Origin of the sequence: Streptomyces mutomycini, from assembly GCF_001700505.1 — a bacterium.
GTDB lineage: Bacteria > Actinomycetota > Actinomycetes > Streptomycetales > Streptomycetaceae > Streptomyces > Streptomyces mutomycini.
On sequence record NZ_MAPV01000069.1, the window covers coordinates 1 to 9,653 of the forward strand.

The window sequence follows — 9,653 nt, forward strand, 5'->3', positions numbered from 1 at the left end:
AGGACGACCGCGTCGATCCGCGCAATCTGGTGCAGCGGATCGACGCGGTCGTCCTGACCGGCGGCAGTGCGTACGGGCTCGACGCCGCGGCGGGTGTGATGGCCTGGCTCGAGGAGCAGGGGCGCGGCGTCCGGGTCGGCCCGGACCCCTCCCAGGTGGTGCCGGTGGTTCCGGCGGCCTGCCTCTTCGATCTGGGCCGGGGCGGCTCGTGGCGGGCCCGCCCCGACGCGTCGACCGGCCGCGCCGCCGTGGAGGACGCCGCCGCATCCGAGCCGGGCGCCCAGGTCCCCGAGGGCACGGTGGGGGCAGGAACGGGAGCGGTGGCCGGGCAGATCAAGGGCGGGGTCGGCACGGCGAGCGTGCGCCTGGCCTCCGGGACCACCGTCGCCGCGCTGGCCGTCGTCAACGCGGCGGGTTCCGTCCTCGATCCCCGGACCGGGGTGCTGTACGGCGAGTACGGCATGGGAGAGCCACCCGCGCACCCCGCGCCCGCCGTGCACGAAGCCGCACGCCGGCGGCTGGCCGAGCTCCGGGGCGCGCGGGAGGCCGGGGGCGAGGAACAGGGAGGCGGCCCGCAGGAAGGTGGCGTCTTCAACACCACGATCGCCGTCGTCGCCACCGATGCCGCCCTCACCCGCCCCCAGGCGCAGAAGCTCGCGGGCACGGCGCACGACGGGCTGGCGCGCGCCGTCCGCCCGGTACACCTGCTCACCGACGGGGACACCGTCTTCGCACTTTCCACAGGCCGGCGGCCATTGCCCCCGGAGGCCACCGCCGCGCTCAACGAGATCCTGGCGGCGGGGGCGGACGCCCTGACCCGCGCCATCGTGAAGGCCGCCAGGGCCGCCCGGGGAGTCGACGGCCCCGGAGGTACGTTCCCTTCGTACGGCGAGCTCTACGGCGCGCCCCGAAGGGGCCGGGAACCTCGTGCGTGACCGTTTCGAACAGGCCGGGAACTTTCTGCGTGCGCGGTACGTTTTTTGCGAACCCCGGTCACGATGTCAGACCCAGGGACTACGTTATGCACGCATCAGGTAACACGCGGCGACGGCCTGGAGACAGCACCTTGAGCGATCCGTACGAGACAACCGAGCAGCACCTCGAGCGACTCCTGCGATGCGCCCTCAACTCCTTCGAACTGTCCGACGTCACGGTCGACAGGCTCGGGACGGCACTGGCGCACAGCAGTTCGCTGCACTCGTCGCACCACAGTTCCGTCCTGCACCGCGAGACCTACCGGCATACCTATCTGCTCTCCGACGGCACCGCACTCACCCTGTGGGAGCTGGTGCACGGCGGCGGCAGGGAGCTCCCGGCCCCTCTCCGCCACGAGCTGTACGACGACGAGGGCGACGCGCAGATCGCGGCCGCGCGCCTCGCCGGCAGCTTCCGGGACACCCCCGCGCTCGGTGACGACAGCCTGCGGGAGGACCTGGAGGCGCTCACCCTGCTCATGAGCGTCCCCCCGGCCCCCCTGCCCCGTACGTACGCCCGGGACAATTCGGCGGACCACGCCCGCCGCGTGCTGCGCCGCGCGGAGAACGGCGACCGTCCGGGCGCCCGTACGGCCGGTCTTCTCCGAACGGCCTTCGCCCACCACATCACCCAGGTCTTCGGCCGCCAGTACCGCGTCGACGGACGTGACGCCGGTTTCACGCTCTACGAGCACGCCTTCCTCCTCCTGGACGGCAGCGAGACCAGCCTGTGGGAGGTCGAGCACACGGCCACGCCCGACGGCCGCCACATGTGCGAGGTCTACGACGACGAGCAGACCGCGCGCCTGGCCATGGAGGACCGCACCAGGATCTGCTGACCCGCCCGGACGCCGTACGCGGCTCACAGGGTCCGCCCGGCCCTGGGTTCCGGAGCCGTGGCGCCCCGGTGCGGAAAGGCCCCGGGCACGGGCCGCAGCGCCCGTGCCCTCGGCCGGTCCGGCCCGTGCGTCAGCGGATCAGCCGGTCCGGCCCGTCAGCTCGGGCTCCTTGAGGATCGCGTCCCCCTGAGCCCGCCCGGGGTCAGTGTCGCCCCCACCGGCCTCCAGATGCACCTGGGGCCTGGCGGGCAGGGCGAACATCACCAGGAAGATGACCACGAGCACCCCCGCCACCCACCACAGCGAGTTCTGGAAGGCGTCCACGAACGCCGGACCCGTCGCTTCAGGCGGCAGCAGGTCGCTGATCGAGCCGAAGAAGACGACCGAGACGAGGCCGAGCCCCAGGGCCGTACCCATCTGCTGCACGGTGTTGATCAGCCCGGACGCCGATCCGGAGTGCTCCTTGGGCACCCCGGAGAGCACCGCATCCGTCAGCGGAGCCACGATCAGCCCCATGCCCGCGCCCATGACCATCAGCGGCAGCGCCATCTGCCAGGGACTGATGTCCAGTCCGTACTGCCCGGCCTCCCAGATGTAGAGCAGCAGCCCGGTGATCATCAGCAGCGCACCGGCCTGCAGCACCTTACGGCCGAAGCGGGGCACGAGTTTCTGTACGGAGATGCCCGCGGCGCACGAGACGGCGACCGAGAACGGGATGCCGGTCAGGCCGGCCCGCAGAGCGCTCCAGCCCAGTCCGATCTGCATGTAGAGCGTCCAGACCAGGAAGAAGATCCCCATGACGATACCGAAGGTCAGCTGCACGGCGGTGCCCGCCGCGAAGCTCTTCACCCGGAACAGCGACAGCTCGATGAGCGGCGAGCCGTCCCGACTCGTCTTATGGCGCTCGAAGACGACGAGTGCGGCGAAGACCAGGACGCTCGCGGCCATCGACACGTGCCCCCACAGCGGCCAGCCCAGCTCACGCCCCCTGATCAGCGGGTAGAGCAGCATGAGAAGGCCGAGGGTCACCAGGGCAACACCGGTCAGGTCCAGGCGCAGTGCCCTGGGTGCCCTGGACTCGCTGATGAACTTCCATCCGAGCAGCAGCCCGGCGATGCCGACCGGCAGGTTGATCAGGAAGATGGGCCGCCACTCACTCGGTGAGCAGGGCGCCCAGCAGTGGCCCGGACACCGCTCCGAGTCCCACGATCGCGCCGAACAGGCCGAAGACCTTGCCGCGCTCGTGCGCCGGGAAGGTGGCGTGCACGATCGACAGCACCTGCGGCACCATCAGCGCGGCCATACCGCCCTGGAGGATGCGCGAGGCGACCAGCATCTCCGGGTTCACGGCGAAGCCGCAGAGGGCGGAGGCGACCGTGAAGCCCCCGATGCCTATGAGGAAGAGCCGCTTTCGGCCGTGGATGTCACCGAGCCGGCCGCCCGTGATCAGACCGGCCGCGAAGGCCAGTGCGTATCCGGCGGTGATCCACTGGATCGACGTGAACGAGGCGCCGGTGTCCCGCGTGATGCTCGGGATGGCGATGTTGACGATCGTGACGTCGACCAGGTCCATGAAGGCCGCGGTCATCACGATCGCGAGCGCGAACCAGCGGCGCCGGTCCGCCGGGTCCTGCGACGTTGCCGGCCCTGCTGAAGCCGTGCGGGCGGCTGCCGTGACCGGCGGGGATTCGGAAGAAGTCATGGGAAGAAGCTAGACGTCAATCAGGTCAGACAGTGACCTGATTGACGGGCATCCTGTACCCATGACCGACACCCCGGCACGACTGCTGAAACTGCTGTCGCTCCTCCAGACACCGAGGGAGTGGCCGGGCAGCGAGCTGGCCGGCCGTCTGGACGTCAGCCCTCGCACCATCCGCCGCGATGTCGACCGGCTCCGCGACCTCGGCTATCCGGTCGAGGCGTCGCGCGGTTCGATCGGCGGCTACCGCCTGGTCGCGGGCTCCGCCATGCCGCCTCTCCTGCTGGACGACGAGGAGGCGGTGGCCATCGCGGTGGGGCTGCGGGCCGGCGCCGGGCATGCCATCGAGGGCGTGGACGAGGCGTCCGTACGTGCACTGGCGAAGCTGGAGCAGGTCCTGCCGTCCCGGCTGCGGCACCGGGTCTCCTCCCTGCAGAACGCCACGGTGCCTCTCACCCGCGGCGACGGCGCGACCATCGACCCGCGGACGCTCACGTTGATCGCCTCGGCGGTCACCGCGCGCGAGCGGCTGCGCTTCGGCTACCGGGCGAGGGACGGCGCCGCCTCGAAGCGGCAGGCCGAGCCGTACCGGCTCGTGAGCACGGGCAGCCGCTGGTATCTCGTGGCGTACGACCTGGAGCGCGAGGACTGGCGCACCTTCCGGGTGGACCGGGTGAGTGAGCCCTTCGCCACCGGGGCCCGCTTCACCCCGCGTGAACTGCCCGCGGAGAGCGAGGACGGAGCGGAGCTCCTCGCCCGGTCGAGGTCCCGCACACAGCCGGAGCTGCACATCGATGTGACGTTCGAGGCGCCGGCCGACTTCGTGGGCGCCCGGCTGCCCGCGGAGCTCGGCGCGCTGGAGCCGAGCGGGGAACACCGATGCCGGCTGCGTGCGAGCTCCATGAGCTCGCTGGAGTGGGTGGCCCTGCGGCTCGCCCTGGTGGACTGCGCGTTCGAGGCGCACGGCCCGCCGGAGCTGGTGGAGCACCTCGGTGTCCTGGGCGCGCGCCTTTCCCGCGCCGCGTCGCCCCTGCGGAAGACGGGGCGGGCACAGGGAACACCGGCCGGACATGAATGAGCCCCGGCGCCGGGGGGGGTGGGCGCCGGGACTCAGCTCATGGGACCGGAAGGAGACCGGTCGTCGGGCCGGTGCGAACCGGCTTGATGGTGAGATTACGGGTTATCGGCTCATGCCGCAGCGTCAAAGCCCGTGTCGTGAGCCATTCGCTTCAATTCGAGCAATGCGTGCTTCTCGATCTGGCGGATACGCTCCCGCGTCAGACCGTGCTGCTTGCCCACCTCGGTGAGGGTCCGCTCGCGGCCGTCCTCGATCCCGTAACGCATCTTGATGATCGAGGCGGTGCGGTTGTCGAGCTTGCCGATCAGGTCCTCGAGCTCCTCACTGCGCAGCAGGGTCATCACGGACTGCTCGGGTGACACGGCGGAGGTGTCCTCCAGCAGATCCCCGAACTGGGTGTCGCCGTCGTCGTCCACCGACATGTTGAGGCTGACCGGGTCGCGGGCCCAGTCCAGGACGTTGCCGACGCGCTCGGTGCTGGAGTCGAGCTCGGCGGCGATCTCCGCGTGCTCCGGGTCGCGCCCGTGCTCGCGGTTGAATTCGCGCTGCACGCGCCGGATCCTGCCGAGCTCCTCCACGAGGTGGACGGGGAGCCGGATCGTGCGGGACTGGTCCGCGATGGAGCGGGTGATGGCCTGCCGGATCCACCACGTGGCGTACGTGGAGAACTTGAAGCCCTTGGCGTAGTCGAACTTCTCGACCGCGCGCACCAGGCCCGCGTTCCCCTCCTGGATCAGGTCGAGCAGGGGCAGGCCCGCCCTCGGGTAGCGCCTGGCCACGGCAACGACGAGCCGGAGGTTGGAGCGGATGAATATGTCCTTGGCGCGCTCGCTCTCGGCGACCAGCGCCTCCAGCTCCTCACGCTTCGCTCCGCCGGCTTCGCTCTCCACCACTCCGTCGAGGATCTGCTGGGCGAAGACGCCCGCCTCGATCGTCTGTGAGAGCTCGACCTCCTTGGCGGCGTCGAGCAGCGGTGTGCGGGCGATCTCGTCGAGGTACATGCCGACCAGGTCGCGATCGGCGATCTCCCCGCCCACGGCGCGAACACTGCTTGCCCGGTTGGTCCCGCCGGTGCTGGCGGACGAACGACGGGCGACGGCACGGGTTGCCATGCGTGCTCCCTTGCTGAGTAGGTCGCGACACCCTCCCGGGTGCCCTGCATCCGATGGAAACAACGACTGGAATCCGGACAGAATTCCCACGGCGCCCATTCGCTTTCGAGATCATGCAGTACCCTGTCGCCCCCCGAAGGAGGACATCTGTTGCAGATACCCACAGAAGTGCAGGTCAGACCGGGCGTTGAAGCCGACCTGCGGGCCCTCACGGACATCTACAACCATTACGTCCGTGAGACCGCGCTCACATTCGACATGACCGCCTTCACTCCGGAGGAACGTCTGCCCTGGTTGCGCTCCCACCCGGAAGACGGCCCTCACAGGCTCCTGGTTGCTCTGGACCCGGGTACCCGGCACGACGCGCCGTATGTCCTCGGGTATGCGACCAGCAGCCCGTACCGCCCGAAGGCGGCGTACAGCACGTCGGTCGAGGTGAGCGTGTACGTCGACCCCGGCACCACGGGCCGCGGGATCGGCACGATCCTCTACAAGGCTCTGTTCGAGGCCCTGGCCGACGAGGACGTCCACCGCGCCTACGCCGCGATCGCGCAGCCCAACGAGCCGTCGGTCCGACTGCATGACGCCTTCGGCTTCCGCCACGTCGGCACGTACACGGAGGTGGGCCGGAAGTTCGGCCGGTACTGGGACGTGTCCTGGTACGAGAAGCCGCTCATCAGCCGAACTGCACCGACCGCTTCGCCAGCCCCATCCAGAAGCCGTCGATGACACTGCGGCCCTGACCGAGCTCGGCCTCGGCCGCACCGAGGGTGACGAACAGCGGCGCGAAGTGCTCGGTGCGGGGGTGGGCCAGCCTGCCCGCCGGTGAGGCGTGCTCGAAGTCCAGCAGGGAGTCGATGTCCTGGGCCTGGAGCGCCCGGTTCCCCCAGTCGTCGAACTCCGCCGACCAGCCGGGGGTGCCGGCGCCGGCGTGCCTCAGCGCCGCCAGGTTGTGCGTGAAGAAGCCGCTCCCGACGATCAGCACCCCTTCGTCGCGCAGCGGGGCGAGCTTTCGGCCGATGGCCATCAGCTTCTGCGGGTCGAGCGTCGGCATCGAGATCTGGAGGACGGGGATGTCGGCGGCCGGGAACATCTCGACCAGCGGCACGTACGCCCCGTGGTCGAGGCCACGGTCGGGGATGTCCTGGACCGGGGTCCCGGCGCCGCGCAGCAGCTTGCGGACGTCGTCCGCGAGCCGCGGGGCGCCCGGGGCGGCGTACCGCACCTGGTAGTAGTGCTCGGGGAAACCCCAGAAGTCGTAGACCAGCGGCACCGTCTCGACGGCGCCGAGGGCGAGCGGCGCCTCTTCCCAGTGCGCGGAGACCATCAGGATCGCCTTGGGGCGCGGAAGCCCGGCCGACCATGCGGCCAGCTCCCCGGGCCATACCGGGTCGTCGGCGAGCGGCGGGGCGCCGTGCGAGAGGTAGAGGGCGGGCATACGTTCCGCGGTGACTGTCATGGCACTCCCAATCCTCTGCCGATCAAGGTATGTGTGTTCACTACAGGTACCGGGAACGGGCATCTGCGCAAGCACGGGGATTCGACCGACGGGCTCCACGGAAGCACGTCTTTGAATCTTCAAGTTCCAACTACCGGAGACCTTAGCTCTATCTAGTTAAACTTTCAAGAAAAGGTCGTACAGTGGAGTACATGACCACGGCATCACCCGGCGGGCCCCGGTGGCTCACCGACGAAGAGCAGAGCGTGTGGCGCGCCTACCTCCACGCCACCACGCTGATGGAGGACCACCTCGACCGCCAGTTGCAGCGCGACGCCGGGATGCCGCACGTCTACTACGGGCTGCTCGTCAACCTCTCCCAGGCCCCCCGGCGGCGGAAGCGCATGACCGACTTGGCCAAGGACGCCAAGATCACCCGCTCCCGCCTCTCGCACGCCGTCGCCCGGCTGGAGAAGAACGGCTGGGTCCGCCGCGAGGACTGCCCCTCCGACAAGCGCGGCCAGAACGCGGTCCTCACCGACGAGGGCTACGACATGCTGGCGCGGTCGGCGCCGGGACACGTCGAAGCCGTACGCCAGGCGATGTTCGCGAGGCTCAGCCCCCAGCAGGTGCAGAGCCTCGGCGAGATCATGCAGGTCATCGCCACCGGTCTGCAGCCGGAGGACATGGACGCGGATCTGCCCTGGCTCCGCTGAGCGGAACCAGGGCAGACATGACCGTGCGTGCGCCGGAGGCCGTCGGGCCTCACGCCGCCCGGTCCGGCGCCGGACCGGACGACCGGCCCGGCGCCCCGCTCAGTGTGCGACGACCGGGATCTTGAGCTCGCCCTCGAACCCGTCCGCCAGGTCCCCCGGGCCGTCGGCCGCACCGCTGCCCGGCCGTCCGGTGTTGATCAGGGTCACCGCGATCGCCGATGCGGCGACCAGGATGCCGACCGCCCACCAGATGGCGGCGGCGAAACCGCTGACCATGGCCTGCAGCTGGAGCAGCTTCGGGTCACCGCCACCGGCGGCGTGATCGGCGATGTACGCGGTGGTGGCACCGGCGGCGATGGTGTTGAGCAGCGCCGTGCCGATGGCACCGCCGACCTGCTGAGAGGTGTTCACCATCGCGGAGGCCACACCCGCGTCGCGCGGCTCGATGCCGTGCGTGGAGAGCGACATGGCCGGCATGAACGCCGTACCCATACCCAGGCCGAGCAGCAGCTGACCGGGCAGGATGACGGCCGCGTAGGAGGTGTCGATGTCCAGCTGGGTCAGCAGCAGCATGCCGACGGCCGCCACCAGGAAGCCGGGGCCCATCAGCAGCCGCGGCGGGACCCGGGTCATCAGGCGCGCGCCGATCTGCGTAGAACCGGTGATCATGCCCACGATCATCGGCATGAACGCGAAGCCGGTCCTGACCGGCGAGTAGCCCTTGACCACCTGCAGGTAGTACGTCAGGAACAGGAAGAGCCCGAACATCGCGATGATGGCGAGGCCCAGCGAGAGGTAGACCCCGCCGCGGTTGCGCTCCATCAGGACGCGCAGGGGCAGCAGCGGCGACTTCACGCGCGACTCGGTGGCCACGAAGGCCAGCAGCAGCACACCGGCGGCGACGAACATGCCGATGGTCAGCGAGTCCGACCAGCCGGCCGACTCGGCGCGGGTGAAGGCGTAGACCAGGGCCACCAGTCCCAGCGTGGACAGGACGACGCCGGGGATGTCGAGCGGGGAACGGTTACGGCCGCCGGCCGGTTCCCGGATGACGAAGTAGGCGCCCGCGGCCGCAACGACGGCGAACGGGATGTTGACGAAGAACGTCCAGCGCCAGTTCAGGTACTCGGTGAGGAAGCCGCCCAGGATCAGGCCGACCGCGCCACCGCCACCGGCGATGGCCCCGTAGATACCGAAGGCCTTGGCACGCTCCTTGGCGTCGGTGAACATCACCGCGAGCAGCGAGAGCGCGGCCGGCGCGAGCAGGGCTCCGAAGACACCCTGCAGGGCGCGCGAGCCGAACATCATGGCCTCGCCGGTGGCAGCGCCACCGAGCGCGGAGGCCAGGGCGAAGCCGATCAGGCCGACGAGGAAGGTCCGCTTACGGCCCCAGAGGTCGGCGATGCGTCCGCCGAAGAGCAGGAGCCCGCCGAACGCGAGGGCGTACGCGGTGATCACCCACTGCTTGTTGCCGTCGGAGATGCCCAGATCGGTCTGGGCCGAGGGCAGGGCGATGTTCACGATGGTCGCGTCGAGCACGACCATCAACTGGGCGAGGGCGATGAAGGCCAGCGCTTTCCAGCGACTGGGATCCGGAAGTGTGCCGGCTGTTTTCGACATGGGAGTAGCCACCTAAGGACAGGAAGAGTTACGGATCCGGCGAACGGGCCGCGAGCGGTCCCGTGTACGCGGCCGCGTACGAAGCCGGAAAAGGGGCGAGCGGTTCCGGCGGCCGGACCTGCGTGTCAGGACCGGGCCGGTTTCATGGGGCTGGTGCGGCCGCCGAGGGCCTGGGGT

Annotated in this window: 8 protein-coding genes and 1 pseudogene; 5 read left to right on the forward strand and 4 right to left on the reverse strand. The window is 70.1% G+C overall.

Features of this window, described 5'->3' with window-relative positions; translation table 11 throughout:
• Together BFF76_RS11045 and BFF76_RS11050 are read left to right on the forward strand one after the other, a co-directional pair.
• Window positions 1–935, forward strand: a 935-nt coding sequence (locus tag BFF76_RS11045) for a P1 family peptidase (protein WP_065848104.1), incomplete at its 5' end; no start/stop codon positions are given.
• Window positions 936–1,066: 131 nt separating this feature from the next.
• The gene (locus tag BFF76_RS11050; RefSeq protein ID WP_065848105.1) at window positions 1,067–1,813 is read left to right on the forward strand and encodes a DUF6227 family protein; all 747 of its coding nucleotides are present in this window, start codon (window positions 1,067–1,069) and stop codon (window positions 1,811–1,813) included.
• A 138-nt stretch (window positions 1,814–1,951) separates the two neighbouring features.
• Here BFF76_RS11050 and BFF76_RS11055 read toward each other — a convergent pair.
• A pseudogene (locus BFF76_RS11055) lies at window positions 1,952–3,515 on the reverse strand (MFS transporter).
• A gap of 61 nt (window positions 3,516–3,576) precedes the next feature.
• Between BFF76_RS11055 and BFF76_RS11060 the strand changes: the two are divergent.
• Window positions 3,577–4,590, forward strand: coding sequence for a helix-turn-helix transcriptional regulator (locus BFF76_RS11060; protein ID WP_065848106.1), 1,014 nt, complete (start codon window positions 3,577–3,579; stop codon window positions 4,588–4,590).
• 110 nt (window positions 4,591–4,700) lie between these two features.
• On the opposite strand, the gene BFF76_RS11065 is transcribed toward BFF76_RS11060, so the two are convergent.
• Window positions 4,701–5,702, reverse strand: a complete 1,002-nt coding sequence (locus BFF76_RS11065) for a sigma-70 family RNA polymerase sigma factor (protein WP_031098495.1) — start codon at window positions 5,700–5,702, stop codon at window positions 4,701–4,703.
• A 147-nt stretch (window positions 5,703–5,849) separates the two neighbouring features.
• Here BFF76_RS11065 and BFF76_RS11070 point away from each other — a divergent pair, with 147 nt between their 5' ends.
• Window positions 5,850–6,431 carry a GNAT family N-acetyltransferase gene (locus BFF76_RS11070; RefSeq protein ID WP_065848107.1) on the forward strand — a complete coding sequence of 194 codons (582 nt, stop codon included), beginning with the start codon at window positions 5,850–5,852 and terminating at the stop codon, window positions 6,429–6,431.
• Here the strand turns inward: BFF76_RS11070 and BFF76_RS11075 are convergent.
• Window positions 6,379–7,161, reverse strand: a complete 783-nt coding sequence (locus BFF76_RS11075) for a dioxygenase family protein (protein WP_031098491.1) — start codon at window positions 7,159–7,161, stop codon at window positions 6,379–6,381. The two genes, BFF76_RS11070 and BFF76_RS11075, sit on opposite strands and share 53 nt — an antisense overlap.
• Before the next feature lie 182 nt (window positions 7,162–7,343).
• Between BFF76_RS11075 and BFF76_RS11080 the strand changes: the two genes are divergently transcribed.
• Window positions 7,344–7,856 (forward strand): MarR family winged helix-turn-helix transcriptional regulator, encoded by a 513-nt coding sequence (locus BFF76_RS11080; protein ID WP_031098489.1) that lies wholly within the window; start codon window positions 7,344–7,346, stop codon window positions 7,854–7,856.
• A 99-nt stretch (window positions 7,857–7,955) separates the two neighbouring features.
• On the opposite strand, the gene BFF76_RS11085 is transcribed toward BFF76_RS11080, so the two are convergent.
• The gene (locus BFF76_RS11085) at window positions 7,956–9,476 is read right to left on the reverse strand and encodes an MFS transporter (protein ID WP_031098487.1); all 1,521 of its coding nucleotides are present in this window, start codon (window positions 9,474–9,476) and stop codon (window positions 7,956–7,958) included.
• Window positions 9,477–9,653: the final 177 nt, after the last annotated feature.

Coding starts and splice junctions, on each gene's coding strand:
- BFF76_RS11065 (WP_031098495.1), bottom strand. CDS start 5,702: ATGGCAACCCGTGCCGTCGCCCGTCGTTCGTCCGCCAGCACCGGCGGG.
- BFF76_RS11075 (WP_031098491.1), bottom strand. CDS start 7,161: ATGACAGTCACCGCGGAACGTATGCCCGCCCTCTACCTCTCGCACGGC.
- BFF76_RS11060 (WP_065848106.1), top strand. CDS start 3,577: ATGACCGACACCCCGGCACGACTGCTGAAACTGCTGTCGCTCCTCCAG.
- BFF76_RS11085 (WP_031098487.1), bottom strand. CDS start 9,476: ATGTCGAAAACAGCCGGCACACTTCCGGATCCCAGTCGCTGGAAAGCG.